This window comes from Mesorhizobium sp. BR1-1-16 (assembly GCF_020165495.1).
Classification (GTDB): Bacteria; Pseudomonadota; Alphaproteobacteria; order Rhizobiales; family Kaistiaceae; genus Kaistia.
The window spans coordinates 155,160-172,653 of the sequence record NZ_JAIUIE010000001.1 but is presented as its reverse complement, the minus strand read 5'-3'; the positions used below and the strand labels follow the sequence as shown (position 1 = coordinate 172,653).

Below are 17,494 nucleotides of genomic sequence, written 5' to 3'. Positions count from 1 at the left end.
GGGGAACGGCCGACTGGCCGTTGCCCCGAGGGGCGTGGCGATGAGATTCACGCGCCTGCGCCTCGTCGGCTTCAAATCCTTCGTCGAAGCGTCCGATTTCGTCATCGAACCGGGACTGACCGGCGTCGTCGGCCCGAATGGCTGCGGCAAGTCGAACCTTGTCGAGGCGCTGCGCTGGGTGATGGGCGAAAGCTCATATAAGAACATGCGCGCGTCCGGCATGGACGACGTCATCTTCTCCGGCAGCGGCAATCGTCCGGCCCGCAACACCGCCGAGGTGATGCTGGCGATCGACAATTCCTCCCGCACGGCGCCGGCCGCCTTCAACGACGCCGACATGCTCGAGGTGACACGGCGGATCGAGCGCGAGGCGGGCTCGGTCTACCGCATCAATGGCCGCGAGGTGCGCGCGCGCGATGTGCAACTCCTCTTTGCCGATGCTTCGACCGGCGCGCGTTCGCCGGCCATGGTTGGGCAAGGGCGCATCGGAGAGCTGATTTCCGCCAAGCCGCAGGCCCGCCGTGCGATCCTTGAGGAAGCCGCCGGCATTTCCGGACTCTATTCCCGCCGCAACGAGGCCGAGACGCGGCTGAAGGCGGCGGAACAGAATCTCGAGCGGCTCGACGATGTGCTCGGCGAGATCGAGGGCCAGATCGAGGCGCTGCGCCGCCAGGCGCGGCAAGCCAACCGCTATCGCAACCTCTCTGGCGACATTCGCAAGGCCGAGGCGCTGGCGCTCTATCTTCGCCTCACCGCAGCGACCGCGCAGATGCGCGAGGCGGAGGCCCACCTTTCCGCCGCGACGGCCAAGGTCGGCGAACGCTCCGACGCGCAGAGCGGCGCGGCCCGAGACCAGGCTGTGGCGGCGAGCGCCCTTCCTGCGGCCCGCGAGAACGAGGCCAAGGCGGCCGCCGCGCTGCAGCGGCTTGGCATGGCGCGTGACAGCATCGAGGCCGAGGAACGGCGCATGCGCGAGCGGCTCGCCGATCTCGAGCGCCGCCTCAAGGATCTCGCCGCCGATATCGCGCGCGAGGAGAAGCTGCAGCGCGAGAATGCCGGCATGATGGACGCGCTCGACGCCGAGGAGGCGCGGCTCGGCGCCGAAGAGGAGCAGTCGGTGGCGCTCGGCGCGGCGGCGGAAACGCGGCGGAGCGCAGCCGAGACGGCGATGGGCGAAGCCGAGCGGCGACTTGGCGAGGCGACCGCGGCGCATGCCGCACTGGCCGCGCGCCGGGCCGAACTGGAACGCGCGGTGAAGACGGCCGACGAGCGGCTGACGCGGGCTCGATCTGAAGCGGCCGGGGTCGCCCGCGACGAAGCCGCGCTCGCCGCCGAAATCGCGCGGCTGCCGGGGCTTGCCGCAGCCGAGGAGGCCGTCGCGACCGCTGAACGCGCCCGCGGCGCTGCCGAAGCCCGCGTGACGACATCGGAGCGGGTACTCGCCGAGGCGCGCGAGCGCGAGGGCGCAGCGCGGGCGCCGCTCGCCGAGGCCGAGCGCACCCATTCGGGCATTGAAACCGAGATGCGGACGCTCGAAAAGATCCTCGCCGCTGGTGTCCGCTCGGGCCGACGGCCGCCGATCCTCGACGCGCTGCAGGTGGAGCGTGGTTTCGAGGCAGCGCTCGCCGCAGCCTTTGGCGATGATCTCGATATGTCCGACGATCCGTCCGCTGCCGCCCATTGGGCCGGCGCCGAGACGGCGGACGAGGATCCGCTGCTTCCTTCCGGCGCCGAGCCGCTCGGGGCCCATGTCGAGGCGCCAGCCTTGTTGCAGCGGGCATTGGCGCAGACGGGAATTGTGTCGCGCGCCGCCGGCGCAGCGCTGCAGCCGCGCTTGAAGACCGGCCAGCGGCTCGTCTCGCGCGAGGGCGATCTCTGGCGCTGGGACGGCTTTGTCGCGACCGCCGAAGCGCCGACAGCCGCCGCGATCCGGCTCGCCAATCGCAATCGCCTCGCCGAACTGCGCGGCGAGATCGGCGCGGCCCGGGCTGCGGTGATGGACGGCCGCGCGACGCTGGAGGCCGCCGTTTCGGCGACGCGGATGGCGGGCGATGCCGAACGCATCTCGCGCGAAGCCGCGCGGAACGCACAGAAGGCGCTCGACGACGCGCGCAGCCGTCTCGCTGCCGCCGAACGCGAAGAGGGCCGGCTGGCAGCCCGTCGCGCCGCCGTCGCGGAAGCGCGCAGCCGCGTTGACGCGGCGCTTCAGGACGCCGAATCCACCCGCGCCGCAGCGGGGGCGGCGCTCGGCGCGGCCGACGATCCTTCCGCCGCGGCCGAGCGCTGCAACCAGCTTCGCGCCGCACTCGCCGAGCGTCGCGCCGCCCATACCGAAGCCCGCGCCGCGACCGAGAGCCTGCTGCGCGAAGGTGAACTCAGACGGCGGCGGCTGGCCGCGATCGGCACCGAGCGCGGCAACTGGCAGAGCCGCGCGGCAAACGCGGCCACGCAAATGGAAAGTCTCGCAGCCCGGCGCGCCGCGCTCGAGAGCGAGCGCACCAGGCTTCTCGAGCAGCCGGCTGATTTCGAGGTCCGCCGCCGTGCCGTGGTGTTCGAGATCGGCAAGGCCGAGGTCGTCAGGCGCGAGGCGGCGGAAAAGCTGGCGGCGGCCGAACGGCAACAGGCGCTCGCAGACACGGCGGCTCGCGACGCGCTGACAGCGCTCTCGGAAGCGCGCGAACAGCGCGGCCGCGCCGAGGAGCGGCTGAAGGCGAGCGAGGAACGGCGATCGGAGATCGAGGCCCGCATCACCGAGACGCTTGATTGCGAACCGCATGAAGTCGCCAAGATCGCGGAAATCGATCCAGCGGCGCCGCTGCCTGATCTCGATCAGGTCGACAAGCGGCTCGAGCGGCTGCGGCAGGAGCGCGAGAAGCTCGGCGGCGTCAATCTGCGCGCCGAAGACGAGGTCAACGAGAACCTCTCACGGCGCGACAAGCTGACGACGGATCGCGACGACCTCATCGAAGCGATCCGCCGGCTGCGCCAGGGTATCGGCAGCCTCAATCGCGAGGGCCGTGAGCGGTTGCTGGCCGCCTTCGCCGTGGTGAATGCTGAATTCCAGCGGCTGTTCACGCATTTGTTCGGTGGCGGCACGGCCGAACTGCAATTGACCGAATCCGACGATCCGCTCGAAGCAGGCCTTGAGATCATGGCGCGGCCGCCCGGCAAGAAGCCGCAAACGATGACGCTGCTTTCGGGCGGCGAACAGGCGCTGACGGCGATGGCGCTGATCTTCGCGGTGTTCCTGACCAATCCCGCGCCGATCTGCGTGCTGGACGAGGTGGACGCGCCGCTCGACGACCATAATGTCGAGCGCTTCTGCAATCTGCTCGACGAGATGGCGCGCACCACCGACACGCGCTTCATAACAATCACGCATAACCCGATCACCATGGCGCGCATGAACCGCCTCTTCGGCGTCACCATGGCCGAACGCGGCGTCAGCCAGCTCGTCTCGGTCGACCTGGAGACCGCCGAGCGGTTTCTGGAGGCGAGCTGACGCCTACCAACTCGCCAGCCGCCGGAGCGTCGGGGTCTTCTTGTATTGGTGGCCGCCCATGCGGGCGAGGAGCGTCTCAAGCTCGGCGATCGCCTTCATCAGATGCGGGCCCTTGTTGAGCATCACGCATTCGGCGCGGGCGGCCATGGCGGCGTCGGTCATCTCGCCGCGCGAGGGGAAGCCCTTCTTGATCAGGTGCTCGAGCACCTGTGTCGCCCAGATCACCGGCACCTGCGCCGCCTCGCCAATCCAGAGGATTTCCTCCTGCATTTCGGCGAGACGGTTGAAGCCGATTTCGACGGCGAGATCGCCGCGCGCGATCATGATCGCGGTCGGCTGTTTCGAGCCGGCACGGACAATCATGTCCGGCAGATTGCCGAGGGCCCGCGTCGTCTCGATCTTCAAGATCAGCGAAAGGCGCTGCCAATCGGGTCGGATCGCGGCCAGCGCCGCGTGCAGGTCGTCGATATCGGAAGCCGACTGGACGAAGGAAAACTCGATGCCATCGGCATTGCGGGCAACGAAATCGAGATCCTCGATGTCCTTTTCCGTCAGCGCTGGGATCGAGAATTCGGTATCGGGAAAATTGACGCCCTTTTCCTGCTTCAGCTTGTAGCCGTCCTCGTCCGGCGAGCCGGTCGCCTCGACGATGACGCCCCAATCGGCGACCGCGACCACGATGGTCGGCAACTTGCCATCGTCGATGAAGATGCGCTCGCCTTTCTGGCAGGCGGCGAGCGCCTGCGGCAGCGTGCATTCGACTGCCAGAACGTCCGCCGGCGCATCCATGAGGCGCCCCGGCGCGGCAATGGCGAAACGCTCTCCGTCCTTCACCCGCTTCTGCCCATCGAGCTCGCGGATCGCGCCCGTGCGGATCTTCGGACCGGCGAGATCCATCAGCACCTTGATCGGCCGGCCGGCGGCGAGCCCCGCCGCGCGGGCATGGCCGATCATTCGCGCCCAGGCGTCACGATCGTCATGGGCACAATTGATGCGCACCGCCTCGACGCCGAGCCTTGCCAACCCCTGCATGAAGTCCGGCCCGTCGGCTGCCTCGCTCGGACAGGTCACAAGCAGATGCACAGCGCGCCCTGTTGCCGGCGGCCCAAGGATTTCGGCCGTGCGATCGGCGAGGTGCTGCTCACCGGCGAAGAACTCCGCCTCGCTGGGGAAAGGGCGGCGCTGCGACCTTTCGGTAATCGCGTCGAGCGCGGCGAGAACAGCATCGAGCGTCGGCATTACGCGGCTTTCAAGCCTTCCGATCGAGGAAAGGCCATGCGCCATCAGCCGGCGTTGCAGCGGACGGTTGTCGCGCCGGCGAAGCGCGAGATAATGGGCGAGATTGCGGGCGCTTGGCTGGAAGTCGGCGCGCTCAATGGTGCCGGACCAGTGGTCGTAGAGCGTCGCGCCCTCGGCCGCGACGGCACGCGCCAGGGCCTCGACATCACTGCGCAATGTCTCGACATCGCTCCGCAGGATCATGGCGTCGTCTGTCATCGGCTCGCTCCGCTTGGTTGCCCTTTCCCCATAGCGACTGCCCGCGGAGACGAGATGACACGGATCAATCCGCCAGCGGCCAATCGGCCACTGGCGCGGGCCGGCGCGCTCGGCGACACTCGGGCTCATGATGACAATTGCGCCGAAATGGCCCGCCCCCTCGCCCGCCGATCTTCTCGCCTGGTATGATCGCCATGCTCGGAAGCTGCCCTGGCGCATTGGCCCGGCCGAGCGTCAGCGCGGCGTCGCGCCTGATCCCTATCGTGTCTGGCTGTCGGAAATCATGCTGCAGCAGACAACCGTGACGGCGGTGAAGCCCTATTTCGAGGCGTTTCTTGCGCGCTGGCCTGATGTCGATGCGCTGGCCGCTGCCGCCTCCGAGGAGGTGATGAAGGCCTGGGCGGGGCTCGGCTATTATTCGCGGGCGCGCAATCTGAAGGCGGCGGCGGAAGCCGTTGCCGGCACGCTGGGCGGAAAATTCCCGCAAACCGAATCCGGACTGACGGCGCTGCCCGGCATCGGCAGCTATACGGCGGCGGCGATCGCCTCGATCGCTTTCGACCAGCCGGCCGCGGTGGTCGATGGCAATGTCGAGCGTGTGCTGACCCGCGTCTTCGCTGTGGAAACGCCACTGCCGGCGGCAAAGCCGGAGATCCGCGCGCTTCAGCAGCAGCTGACGCCAACGAGCCGGCCCGGCGACTATGCACAGGCGATGATGGATCTCGGCGCGACGATCTGCACGCCGCGGCGCCCGGCCTGCGTGCTTTGCCCATGGGAAGCATCCTGCGCCGCGCATGCCGCCGGCATTGAGGAGAGCTTTCCCCGCAAGGCCGCCAAGTCAGCGCGTCCGGAGCGCGCGGGCGCTGCTTTTGTCGCCAGACGTGACGATGGCGCGATCCTGCTGCGCCGGCGGCCGGACAAGGGCTTGCTCGGCGCGATGACCGAAGTACCCGGGACGGAGTGGTTGCCGGCGTTTCCATCCCATAAGGCGCTTGACGACGCGCCCTTCCGGGCGGACTGGCAGCGGGGCGCGGCGCCGGTGGTGCATGTCTTCACGCATTTCCGCCTGACGCTCGACATCTATGCCGCCGCGCCGCCGCGCGGTTTCAACCCGCCGGATGGGCATTGGTGGTCGCGCCCGGATGATCTCCCCGGCGAAGCGTTGCCGAGCGTCATGAAAAAGGCCATCGAAGCAGCGCATCCTGGAATCACCAAAAGGCGCCGCTGATCGCGCCCGAGTTCCCGCCGCTGCCCCCGATCGGGGCCACAAACAACAGCTGGAGGCCAGCCCATGCCTGAATCGACCCCCGAGATCCGCCACATCGTCTTCGATATCGGCAATGTGCTGATCCAGTGGAACCCGGAATTGCTCTATGGGCGGCTCATTCCTGACGACGCCGAGCGTGCTGCCTTCCTCGCCGAGGTTTGCACACATGACTGGAATCTCGCGCAGGATCGCGGTCGGAGCTGGGCCGAGGCCGAAGCCGAGGCGATCGCGCTGCATCCGCACCGCGCCGATCACATCCGCGCCTGGCGCCGCGACTGGCACGAGATGGTCCCCGGCCCGATCGAGGAATCGGCCGCCATTCTTCAGGCGCTGATCGACGCCGGCTATGACGTGACCGCGCTGACCAATTTCGCTGAGGATACCTTCGCCGAGGCGCAGGCGCGCTTCCCTTATCTGACGACGTTTAGGGGCATCACGGTCTCGGGCAATATCCGCCTGGTGAAGCCAGACGTCGCAATCTATCACCATCACGTCGCGAGCCATGGCCTCGACCCCGCCGCAACCCTCTTCTTCGACGATATGCCGGCCAATATCGAAGCGGCGCGCGCGGCCGGCTGGAACGCCGAGCGTTTCATCGACCCGGCGACGCTGCGCGCCGACCTCGAGCGCTACGGGATCAGGCTGCCGGCCTGATCCGGACAATGGACATTCACGCGGACAGGCGCATGGCCGACCTCTACACCATCTCTGTGCCTGTGCTGATCCGCTATCTGCGGCGTCTTGACGGTCTGCTGGACCGCCTGGCTGTATTTGCGGCGGCTGAGGGACGAAGCGAGGCGGCGCTGCTCGCTCTGTCGCTGAACGAGGGAATGTTCGATCTTCGCAGGCAGGTCCTGATCGCAATCGGCTTCTCGGCGAGAGCCCTCGCTCCGATCGCGGCAGCACTAGTCAGCCTCCCCGCAACGGATGCAGACAACATCCCGGACCTTCGGGGGCTGGTCGCCGAGCGGATCGCGGTTCTGGCGGCGCTTCGCCCGGAGGATATCAACGGCAAGGAGGCTGTGATCGTCTCCGAGCGGGCCGGTCAGGCGCTGTTCGAGACCGACGCGCTCACCTTCGTCACCCAATATGCCCTGCCCAATTTCTTCTTCCACCTCATGACCGCCTTCGCGATCCTGCGCGTTGCGGGCGTCCCGATCGGCAAGGCGGATTTCGATGGGTTTCACGCCTACCCGGCAGACTTCCGCTTTGTCTGAACCGGCGGGCTGTAGCGGCCTCAGCCGCCAGCGACCGCCATTTCATCGCGCACGACCTGGCGGAACGTGTCGATCGAGGTCAGCACGCCATTGCGGTGGACGCTCCAGAACGTCCAGCCGTTGCAGGCATCGAAGCCTTGGACCAGCGCGCCGACGCGGTGGATCGAGCCGGTGTGGCTGCCGGATTCGACAGAGCCGTCGGCCCGGACGCGCGCCTGATAGCGCCCGGAAATCGCCGTCATGATCTCGCCCGGCTGGATGAGGCCGCGCTCGACCAGCGCGCCGAAAGGAACGCGCGGCTCGGCCTTCTTGCCGCGCAGGAGTTCGAGCGCCGCGGCAGGCGCCGTCTCGACCGCGGCGATGCGGGCGGTCGCCGCGTCGATATAGACCTGCTCGCGCTCGACGCCGACATAGTGGCGGCCGAGGCGCTTGGCGACGGCGCCGGTGGTTCCGGAGCCGAAGAATGGATCGAGCACGATGTCGCCCGGCTTGGTCGAGGCGAGCATCACGCGCGCCAGCAGCGCTTCCGGCTTCTGCGTCGGATGCAGCTTCGTGCCGGCGGCGTCCTTCAGCCGCTCGCCCCCGGTGCAGATCGGCAGCAGCCAGTCGGAGCGCATCTGCACATCGTCGTTGAAGGCCTTCATCGCCTCGTAATTGAAGGTGTAGCGCGACTGCGGGCCACGGGAGGCCCAGATCATGGTCTCATGCGCGTTGGTAAACCGCTTGCCGCGGAAATTTGGCATCGGGTTGGTCTTGCGCCAGACCACGTCGTTGAGGATCCAGAAGCCGAGATCCTGGAGCATCGTGCCGACGCGGAAGATGTTGTGATAGGAGCCGATGACCCAGAGCGAGCCATCCGGCTTCAGCACGCGGCGGACCGCGAGCAGCCAGGCGCGCGTGAAGGCGTCATAAGCCTCGAAGCTCGCGAACTGGTCCCAATCATCGTCAACCGCATCGACCAGCGACTGATCCGGACGGGTCAGGCCACCGGCAAGCTGGAGGTTATAGGGCGGATCGGCAAACGCCACGTCGATCGAATGGCTCGGCAATTGCTCGAGGGCAGCGACGCAGTCACCCTTGATGATCGTATCGGCAAAAGCCGGACGGACCGCCGGTGCGACCGTCTTCAGCTGTACTCCACGCATGCCCCGCAACTCCCAACGCAACACCAAGATTCCGAGGGCCATGGTTAGCGAACAGGGTGAAGGTCGCGTTAGGAAGCGTGGTTAAGAAAAGGTAGCGACGCCATTGCGGGTTCGGACATCGTTTCGCCGGAGATGACCGGATAAACTCGCCCCTCTGCCGCGCCGGCTGCCGCTTTCCGCTGCGATGAAGCGTTCATTGCGCGTGAAAACGCTCTAGAGTTCCGAATCGACTGGCCCTTGGCAGGGCCGCATGACCGAGGCCCCGATGACTGCCCGCCTACCCATCCTGACCGCCCTGCTCCTGACCCTCCTGGCGGCGCCGGCGCTGGCCGACAACGCCATGCTCGTGATCGATTCGTCCGCCTCGATGGCTGGAAAGCTCGGCCGCGACCGAAAGGCCGATCTCGTCGCCGACGCGGTGGCGAGCGCTGTCACCGATTTTCCGACCGAGGCGAAGATCGGCATGCTGGCCTTCGGCAATGTCAGCAAGACCAGCTGTTCCGACGCCGCCGTGGTTGTGAGGCCGCAGCAGAACGGCAATGACGCGGTGGCGCAGGCGGCAGCCGCGCTGGTGCCGCGCGGCAAGGCACCGCTCGCCGTCGCGATCGAGCGGGCGGCCAACGCGCTCGATTACCGAAAGGAACGCGCGACGATCGTCGTCTTCGTCGACAAGATCGAGGCATGCGACGCCGATCCCTGCGTGCTCGCCGAATCGCTCAAGCAGAAGGCGCGCGACCTGACGATCGAGGTGATCGGCCTCGGGCTCGACGATGCCGACAGCGCGCGAGTTGCCTGCATCGCGGAGAAGACTGGCGGCAAGTTCCTCAACGCCAAGGACGGCACCGACCTTGGCGGCGGCCTGACCGCGGCGCTTGCCAACGCCAAGGCGCCGCCGGCGACGCTGCCGACCGCCTCGCTTGATGCACCAGCCAAGGTCGTGCAGTCGGACGTGTTCGAGGTCGGCTATGACGGGCCGAAGGACAAGGACGACCGCATCCAGATCTCGTGGCCCGGCCTGCCGCCCGGCTCGGAGATCCGCAGCGTGCTCGCCTCTCCCAAAGGCACGAAGCGCAGCCTGACCGCGCCGGCCGAAGCCGGCACCTATGAGCTGCGCTACTACCATCCCGAACTCAACGCCGTGCTGGCAACGCGCGTGCTCGATGTCGCAATGCGCCCGGTCACCGTGTCGGCGCCTGCCCGCATCCCGGCGGGAACCCCGATGACGATCGGCTGGACCGGCCCCGCAGCCGCTTCCGACGAGATATGGATCACGCCGGCAAACAGCGAAACGGAGCTGGCAAGCGTCGGCGTCCGGCACAATTTCAAGCCGGTGATGCTGGATGCTCCGCTCGAGCCGGGCCTCTATGAGGTGCACTATCATTCGGCGGCCGACAACATGACGGCGGCCAAGGTTCAGTTCACCGTCGACCCGCCCGCCGTGACGCTGACCGCACCGCCGTCAGCGCCCGCCGGGACGCGCATCGATGTCGCCTGGACCGGTCCTGGCGCCCGCTTCGATGATGTCGTCATCGCGCGCGCCGGCATGGCCTCATCCGAGCATGTGACGATGTCCCGCATTCGCCCCGATATGGCGAGCGTCCGCGTCACGGTGCCGTCGGAGCCCGGCAGCTACGAGCTTCGCTATGTCGCCGGCGGTGGCAAGGCGGTGTTCGCAAGCGTGCCATTCACGGCCCAATAGAGCGGACTTTGCCCATGATCCGGCGAAGACAGGGCGGATCGGGCAAAGACAGGGCGGCTGCGATCTGATAGGACGCAGCCGCAACTCCATGACGGAATATCTCTCCCATGCTGGTCATTTTCGATTGCGACGGCGTGCTCGTCGATTCCGAGATCCTCGCCTCGCGCGTCGACAGTGAAAGGCTGAAGGAAGTCGGCTACGACATCTCGGTCGATGAAATGTCGCATCGCTTCGCCGGCCTCACCTGGGACCGGATCGCGCGGATCATCGAGGCTGACCTCGGACACCAACTGCCCGACGGCTTCCACGAGAAGACCGACCAGGAACTCGACCGCCGCCTCGCCAAGGAACTCGAGATCATCCCCGGCGTGCATGAGATGCTCGACCGCCTCGACTACCAGCGCTGCATCTGTTCGAATTCTTCGCCCGAGCGGCTGAAGATCTCGCTGACGCGCACCAAGCTCTATGACCGCTTCCGGCCCTATATCTTCTCGGCCGTCGCCGTCGCCGACAAGCGTCCGAAGCCGGCGCCCGACGTGTTCCTGCACGCGGCGAAGGAATTCGACGCTGACCCGAAGGACTGTGTGGTGATCGAGGATTCGACGCATGGCATCCACGGCGCCAAGGCGGCGGGCATGCGGGTCGTCGGCTTCACCGGTGGATCGCACTCCTGGCCGGGGCATGCCGACGCGCTGACGGCTGCCGGCGCCGAGACAGTCATCAATCGCATGTCAAACTTACCGGCCATCGTCGCTGCGCTGGCCGAATGGTCCGGGCTCGACGACTGAGAACGGCAGGGCGGCCGCGATGACCGTTCGCCTGCGCGCCCATCACCTGCTCTGCATGCTGACCTATGTCGGCAAAGGCTATTCCGAGCCGTTCTGCCGCAACTATGACGGCATCGCAGCGCGGCTCGGCGCCGGCGAGGACATCCTGATGGTGGCCGGGCCCGACGATATCTGCGGACCCGTCGTCGATGCGCCCGATACGCATTGCCATAATGAGAGCGTCACCGTGCGCGATGCGGCGGCAGCCACGGCTGTCTCGGCGCTGGTCGGCAAGCCGCTTGCCGCCGGCGCCACGTTCTCGCTCGATGCCCACCTGCTCGGCGCGATGCGCGCAGCCTTCGCTGCCGGCACGACGCGGAACGGCTGCGGCGGCTGCCAATGGACCGAACTCTGCGACGCGATCGCGGGAACTGAGTTTAAAGGCGCGCGGCTAGTGATCACGGCCTCCGAGCGCAGCTGAAGTGCCCTTACCCCAACCCTCTCCCGCAAGCGGGAGAGGGGGATCGTCGTGCGAGTGACGGCGCCGGAGGCTGATTGCCACCCCTTGTGCAGGCGCCCCCTCGCCCGCTTGCCGGAGAGGGCGGGTGTGCGGGCCTAGCCTCCCCTACTCCGCGGCCTGGTCGAAAGCCTGCGGCCTTTCCCATTTCAGCTTCGGCGCGCGGGCGGCGCGGGTCTCGTCGAGCCGGCGGCGCGGTGCGAAGCGCGGCGCTTCGCGGAAGCGCTCGACATCGCCGGCCTTTGCGCGCTGCACCAGATGGCGGAGCGTGGCGATGAAGAGATCGAGGGAGGCTTTCGATTCTGACTCGGTCGGCTCGATCAGCATCGCGCCATGGACGACGAGCGGGAAATACATCGTCATCGGATGATAGCCCTCGTCGATCATCGCCTTGGCGAAATCGAGCGTGGTGACGCCGGTTCCATCCAGGAAATGATCGTCGAACAGCACCTCATGCATGCAGGTGCGGTCGCCGGACGGCTGGCTCATGACGTCGCGGAGGCCGGCGCGGACGTAATTGGCGTTGAGCACGGCATCTTCGGAGGCCTGCTGCAGCCCGTCGGCGCCATGCGAGAGCATGTAGCTGAGCGCCCGCACGAACATGCCCATCTGTCCATGGAAAGCCACCATCCGGCCGAAGGGCTGCTCGCCGTCCGTGACCGCCGTCTCGTCCTCGACCAGGACCGGACCATCGGCCTCGATGCGGATGAAGGGCAGCGGCGCGAAGGCGGCGAGCCGGCTGGAGAACACCACCGGTCCCGCACCCGGACCGCCGCCACCATGCGGCGTCGAGAAAGTCTTGTGCAGGTTGATATGCATCGCGTCGACGCCGAGTTCGCCGACCTTCGCCTTGCCGACAATCGCGTTGAAATTGGCGCCGTCGCAATAGAAATAGGCGCCGGCCGCATGCACCGCCGCCGCGATCTCGACGACGTCGCGCTCGAAAAGGCCGCAGGTGTTCGGATTGGTCAGCATGATCGCCGCGACCTGCGGCGAGAGCAGCGCCTTGACCGCGGCCGGATCGACGGTGCCATCGGGCCGCGCCGGCACGGTCACCACCTTGAAGCCGATCAGCGCGGCGGTCGCCGGATTGGTGCCATGCGCCGATTCCGGCACCAGCACGATGTCGCGTGGCTCACCGCGCGCGAGAATCGCGGCCTTGATCGCCATCATGCCGCAGAGTTCGCCATGCGCGCCGGCTTTCGGCGACAGTGCGACACTCGTCATGCCGGTCATCTCGATCAGCCAGCGGCCGAGTTCGGCCATCAGGTCGACCGCTCCCGAGACCGTGGAGAGCGGCTGCAGCGGATGGATATCGCCGAAGCCGCCAAGCCGCGCCACCTTTTCGTTGAGCCGAGGATTGTGCTTCATCGTGCAGGAGCCGAGCGGATAGAGGCCGCTGTCGATGGCATAGTTCTTCTGGGAGAGGCGCACATAATGGCGCATCGCCTCGGGCTCCGAGAGACCGGGCAAGTCGATGGCGCTCTTGCGCGCGAGCTTGCCGAGACGCGGCGCGAAGGCTTCGGGCTCGTCAAGATCGACGCCGGTGACATCCGTCCGCCCAACCTCGAACAACAACGCCTCCTCGATCTGGAGGCCGCGATTGCCGGTGAAGGTGTCCGTCGACGAAACGCCGGCGCTGCCGGCATCGGTGGGACGGCCTTGCGTGTTCATGGTCATGCCAGCACCTCCTTCAGCGCGGCGACAAAGGCGGCGCGGTCCTCGTCGGTGTTCACTTCGGTCGATGCGACCAGCAGCAGATTGGCGAGGTCGGCATTGCCGGGCTCAAGCCGGGAGACCGGCACGCCGCCGAGAATGCCCTTGGCGGCCAGCTTCTCGACGATATCCGCCGCGTTTGCCGGAAGGCGCAGCGTGAACTCGTTGAAGAACGAGTCATTCAAGAGGGTTACGCCCGAAACCTCGCCAATCGATTCCGCCAGCTTCACGGCATTGGCGTGATTGATGCGTGCGAGGCGGACAAGGCCGGTCTCGCCGAGCAGCGTCATGTGGATCGTGAAGGCGAGTGCGCAAAGGCCTGAATTCGTACAGATATTCGAAGTGGCCTTGTCGCGGCGGATATGCTGCTCGCGGGTCGAGAGCGTCAGCACGAAACCGCGCCGCCCTTCGGCATCAACGGTCTCGCCGCAGAGCCGGCCGGGCATCTGGCGCACATGCTTGGCGCGCGCCGCGAAGAGCCCGACATAGGGCCCGCCGAAGGAGAGCGCGTTGCCGATCGACTGACCTTCGCCGACGACGATGTCGGCGCCCTGCGCGCCGGGGGATTCGACGAGGCCGAGCGACACCACCTCGGTGACGACGGCAACCAGCAACGCGCCGACCTCATGCGCGCGGGCGGCGATTGGCGCGAGATCGATCAGATGGCCATAGACCGAGGGCGACTGCACGACGACGCAGGAAGTGTCCGCATCGATGCGGGCGAGAATGTCCTCGGTCGCGCCGGGATCGGCCGGCAGCGCTTCCACGGTGTCGGACGCCATCGCCGAGGTTGTCTCGACAACGGCGCGATAATGCGGATGCAACCCGCCCGAAAGCACCGCCTTCTTCCGCCTGGTGACGCGGTGCGCCATCAGCACCGCTTCGGCGGTCGCCGTGGAGCCGTCATACATCGAGGCGTTAGCGACCTCCATGCCGGTGAGATGCGCGACCTGGGTCTGGAATTCGAACAGATATTGCAGCGTGCCCTGCGTGATCTCCGGCTGATACGGCGTGTAGGAGGTCAGGAACTCCGAGCGCTGGATCAGATGGTCGACCGTCGCGGGGACGTGGTGCTTGTAGGCGCCGGCGCCGACGAAGAACGGCACCGAGGAAGCCGGCACGTTCTTCGCAGCGAGGCGCCCCAGCGTCCGCTCGACGGAAAGCTCACCCGCCGCGCGCGGAAGATCGAGCCCGTGGACGCGCAGATTGGCCGGGATGTCGGAGAAGAGATCGTCGATCGAGCCGACGCCAATCGTGGCGAGCATCGCCTCCCGATCGGCCTCGGAATGGGGCAGATAGCGCATGGAGTTGGTCCTTCGCAGCGAAGCCGGCACGCTGCCGCTCCCTTTTGGGAGAGGCTCAGTTTCCAGCCCGGCTCACAGCGTCTCGAGGAAGGCCTTGTAGGCGGTCTCGTCCATCAGGCCGACGAGTTCGCCCTTGTCGGCGATGATGAGCTTCAGGAACCAGCCCTCACCCTCCGGCGCCTCGTTGATCTTGGCCGGCTGGTCGACGAGGCCGGCATTGATGCCTTCGACGATGCCGGAGATCGGCGCGAACACTTCGCTCGCCGCCTTCACCGATTCGACGACGGCCGCTTCATCGCCCTTGGCGAGTTGCTTGCCAATCTCGGGGAGCTCGACATAGACGACGTCGCCGAGCTGCGACTGGGCATAGTCCGAGATGCCGACCGTTGCGATGTCGCCGTCGACGCGGACCCATTCATGGTCCTTGGTGAAATAGGTCGCCATGGAGGCTTGTCCCCTTGAGGTGTCAGGAAGCGGATTTGCGGAAATAACGGTGCGGTACGAAGGGCAGCGGCACGACGCGCGCCACCAGTTCCTTGCCGCGAACAGTGAGCGTCAGCGGCGTGCCCTCAGCGGCGCAGTCGGCACTGACATAGCCCATGGCGATCGGCCCCCCAGCCGTCGGCCCGAAGCCGCCCGACGTGACGATGCCGACCAGGCTGCCGCCAGCGTCGCGAATCTCGGTGCCCTCGCGGGCCGGCGCCCTGCCCTCGGGCTGGATGCCGACGCGAAGGCGTGGTACGCCCTCCGCCAGCTCGCCGAGAATGCGCATGGCGCCCGGGAAGCCGCCCTCGGCGCGGCGCCGCTTGCCGATCGCGAAGCCGAGATCGGCTTCGGCCGGCGAGGTCGCCTCGTCGATATCATGGCCATAGAGGCAGAGCCCGGCTTCGAGCCGCAGCGAATCACGCGCGCCGAGACCGATCGGCGCCACCTCCGGCTCGGCGAGCAGAAGTGTTGCCAGTGCTTCCGCCTTGTCGGCATCGACGGAAATCTCGAAGCCATCCTCGCCGGTATAGCCGGAGCGGCTGATGGCGCATTCGATACCGCCGATCGCCGCCGTGATCGCCGTCATGAAGCCAATTTCGGCAGCGGCCGGACAGAGCCGCGCCATGACGGCCGCGGCCAGCGGCCCCTGCAGCGCCAGAAGCGCCCGGTCATCGGCCATGACGAGTTCGACATCGCCGGGAAGGTTCGCGGCGAGATGGGCATAATCGATCGCCTTGCGGCCCGCATTGACGACGAGGAACAACGCGCCGTCCGCGCCGGGATCGGCCGACCGCGTGACCATCAGATCGTCGATGATGCCGCCCTCGGCCGTCGTGAACAGCGTGTAGCGGATGCGACCGAGGCCAAGACCCTGGAAATCGCCGGGTGTCAGCGCTTCGAGCGCCTTCGCCGTCGTGGCATGGTCAGGGCCGATCAGAAAGCACTGGCCCATATGCGAGACGTCGAAGAGGCCTGCCTTTTCGCGCGTCCAGTTATGTTCGGTGAGGATGCCTGTTGGGTATTGGACCGGCATGGCGTAGCCGGCGAACGGCACCATGCGCGCGCCCAGCCTTCTGTGCAGATCGGCGAGCGGCGTTTCGCTGAGGCTGGTCGCGGTGGTCTCAGCTTCGGAGGCATGCGCCATCAAAGGCTCCTCGGACGGGGTTCCAATGCACGGCCTGTCCGAAAACCGGACCTGCCGCGCCCCCTCTGTCCGAGAACCTGAGAGATTTCCCATGCGCCCTTAAGGCACGCATGGTTGCTCCTTCGGTGAGCCTGCCCTTGCGAGCGGACTGCTTTCCAGAGCGTCGCCGACCGTCCGGTCCTTGAGCCTGAGAGTTTCCGGGGCGGTTGCTCCTTCGGCGCCGACAGGGCGTTAGCCCCGGCGGTCTCTCCCGGCGGTCGTCAAGCGGCGCCGCATGCGACACCCCTCGGCTGGATCGCGACGGAGACCCAGCCTGCCCGCAAGTGTAGAGAGCGCCGCGCTGCAGTCAAGCAGCCCGCGTGCGGCGCAATCGCCCGGGAGGCGTCGATACACTCAGCGGCGGGTTGACCGCACGGGCGCGTCGTCGAAGCCGACATAGATGCGATAATCGGAATTGCCGGGCGCGATCGGCAGCACGATCTGGTCGTCGATCTTGGTGAAATCGGTCGAGAGATTCGGCTCGGTCAGCGTGACCGGGATCTTGAACAGCTCGGATTTCAGGATCTTGTCGCTGCCCTGAACCACGGCGATGCGCAGCGGCACCGTGATGGTGCCAGCCTTGCCGGCCGGCCCCGCCACCGTGCGCCCGATGACGCCGACCTTGACCGCGACGCCGCCCTCGGTGGCGCGGCATTCGCGCGCGGTCTTGACGATCGAGGACTGGTAGGTGACCGGCGGCGGCGCCCCGGTGATCGGATCAGCCTTGGCGCCGGCAGCGAGCGCGGTCATCTGTTCGGTGCCCGGCCGGATCGAGACGGGCGGGCAGAGCGCGACGGTCTTCTGGTATTCGCTGGGGTCGAGCACCACGGCGCCGGCCTTGCCAGCGCTCGGGCCGCCGAACAGCGCGTTGGACAGCATGTTGCCGCCGCCCTGCGCCGGCGCTGGAGCGGTGCCATCGACGGTGGCGTCACCCGCGCCCGATCCGCCGCCGATGCTGCTGCAGGCAGCGAGGAGAGCGGCCGAAAGAGCGACGGCAACGATGGAGGGCGATCTGGCAATGAGCAAGCCGCGGACAGACGAAGACTGCATTTCCGATTATTCCTCGACGCTGAAGCGCGACCTCTATAACAGTCCGATCAATCTTTGGCGACTTGGTGGCAGACCGACTTCGCCCATCCAGGCGCCGCGGTCCAAGCTTGCCGGTCGCGGCACGCGGCGATAGGGTGCCGCTTC

General features: G+C 67.3%; 14 protein-coding genes and 1 riboswitch. Of the genes, 7 read left to right on the top strand and 7 right to left on the bottom strand.

Going from position 1 to position 17,494, the window contains the following annotated elements:
• Positions 1 to 40 precede the first annotated feature (40 nt).
• On the top strand, positions 41 to 3,502 hold the full coding sequence (smc, locus tag LB518_RS00850) for a chromosome segregation protein SMC (RefSeq protein ID WP_224571981.1): 3,462 nt from the start codon (positions 41 to 43) through the stop codon (positions 3,500 to 3,502).
• A gap of 3 nt (positions 3,503 to 3,505) precedes the next feature.
• On the opposite strand, the gene LB518_RS00845 is transcribed toward smc, so the two are convergent.
• The gene (locus tag LB518_RS00845; protein ID WP_224571980.1) at positions 3,506 to 4,999 is read right to left on the bottom strand and encodes a pyruvate kinase; all 1,494 of its coding nucleotides are present in this window, start codon (positions 4,997 to 4,999) and stop codon (positions 3,506 to 3,508) included.
• A gap of 127 nt (positions 5,000 to 5,126) precedes the next feature.
• On the opposite strand from LB518_RS00845, the gene mutY reads away from it, so the two are divergent.
• The 3 genes from mutY to LB518_RS00830 all read left to right on the top strand — a co-directional run bounded on the left by mutY (position 5,127) and on the right by LB518_RS00830 (position 7,483).
• Positions 5,127 to 6,227: an A/G-specific adenine glycosylase gene (gene mutY / locus LB518_RS00840; RefSeq protein WP_224571979.1), complete on the top strand. Its 1,101-nt coding sequence runs from the start codon at positions 5,127 to 5,129 to the stop codon at positions 6,225 to 6,227.
• A 63-nt stretch (positions 6,228 to 6,290) separates the two neighbouring features.
• Positions 6,291 to 6,920 carry an HAD family hydrolase gene (locus LB518_RS00835; protein ID WP_224571978.1) on the top strand — a complete coding sequence of 210 codons (630 nt, stop codon included), beginning with the start codon at positions 6,291 to 6,293 and terminating at the stop codon, positions 6,918 to 6,920.
• A 32-nt stretch (positions 6,921 to 6,952) separates the two neighbouring features.
• A complete protein-coding gene (locus LB518_RS00830) occupies positions 6,953 to 7,483 on the top strand; it encodes a DUF1993 family protein (protein ID WP_224571977.1) in 531 nt (176 codons plus the stop codon).
• A 20-nt stretch (positions 7,484 to 7,503) separates the two neighbouring features.
• On the opposite strand, the gene LB518_RS00825 is transcribed toward LB518_RS00830, so the two are convergent.
• Positions 7,504 to 8,628, bottom strand: a complete 1,125-nt coding sequence (locus tag LB518_RS00825; protein WP_224571975.1) for a site-specific DNA-methyltransferase — start codon at positions 8,626 to 8,628, stop codon at positions 7,504 to 7,506.
• Between the two features lie 250 nt (positions 8,629 to 8,878).
• On the opposite strand from LB518_RS00825, the gene LB518_RS00820 reads away from it, so the two are divergent.
• The 3 genes from LB518_RS00820 to LB518_RS00810 all read left to right on the top strand — a co-directional run bounded on the left by LB518_RS00820 (position 8,879) and on the right by LB518_RS00810 (position 11,575).
• Positions 8,879 to 10,327: a vWA domain-containing protein gene (locus LB518_RS00820; protein WP_224571974.1), complete on the top strand. Its 1,449-nt coding sequence runs from the start codon at positions 8,879 to 8,881 to the stop codon at positions 10,325 to 10,327.
• A 107-nt stretch (positions 10,328 to 10,434) separates the two neighbouring features.
• Positions 10,435 to 11,115: an HAD family hydrolase gene (locus LB518_RS00815; protein WP_224571972.1), complete on the top strand. Its 681-nt coding sequence runs from the start codon at positions 10,435 to 10,437 to the stop codon at positions 11,113 to 11,115.
• 19 nt (positions 11,116 to 11,134) lie between these two features.
• The gene (locus tag LB518_RS00810) at positions 11,135 to 11,575 is read left to right on the top strand and encodes a DUF1284 domain-containing protein (protein WP_224571970.1); all 441 of its coding nucleotides are present in this window, start codon (positions 11,135 to 11,137) and stop codon (positions 11,573 to 11,575) included.
• A 144-nt stretch (positions 11,576 to 11,719) separates the two neighbouring features.
• On the opposite strand, the gene gcvPB is transcribed toward LB518_RS00810, so the two are convergent.
• The 5 genes from gcvPB to LB518_RS00785 all read right to left on the bottom strand — a co-directional run bounded on the left by gcvPB (position 11,720) and on the right by LB518_RS00785 (position 17,350).
• A complete protein-coding gene (gene gcvPB, locus LB518_RS00805; RefSeq protein ID WP_224571968.1) occupies positions 11,720 to 13,291 on the bottom strand; it encodes an aminomethyl-transferring glycine dehydrogenase subunit GcvPB in 1,572 nt (523 codons plus the stop codon).
• Positions 13,288 to 14,631, bottom strand: a complete 1,344-nt coding sequence (gene gcvPA / locus LB518_RS00800; protein ID WP_224571966.1) for an aminomethyl-transferring glycine dehydrogenase subunit GcvPA — start codon at positions 14,629 to 14,631, stop codon at positions 13,288 to 13,290. The genes gcvPB and gcvPA overlap by 4 nt, the downstream gene beginning before the upstream one ends.
• Before the next feature lie 72 nt (positions 14,632 to 14,703).
• Complete coding sequence (gene gcvH / locus LB518_RS00795) at positions 14,704 to 15,075, bottom strand: glycine cleavage system protein GcvH (protein ID WP_224571963.1); 372 nt, start codon at positions 15,073 to 15,075, stop codon at positions 14,704 to 14,706.
• Between the two features lie 22 nt (positions 15,076 to 15,097).
• On the bottom strand, positions 15,098 to 16,261 hold the full coding sequence (gcvT, locus tag LB518_RS00790) for a glycine cleavage system aminomethyltransferase GcvT (protein ID WP_224571961.1): 1,164 nt from the start codon (positions 16,259 to 16,261) through the stop codon (positions 15,098 to 15,100).
• 164 nt (positions 16,262 to 16,425) lie between these two features.
• Positions 16,426 to 16,524: riboswitch (glycine riboswitch) on the bottom strand.
• A 130-nt stretch (positions 16,525 to 16,654) separates the two neighbouring features.
• Entirely contained in the window at positions 16,655 to 17,350 is a 696-nt protein-coding gene (locus tag LB518_RS00785; protein WP_224571959.1) for a hypothetical protein, read from the bottom strand.
• Positions 17,351 to 17,494 lie beyond the last annotated feature (144 nt).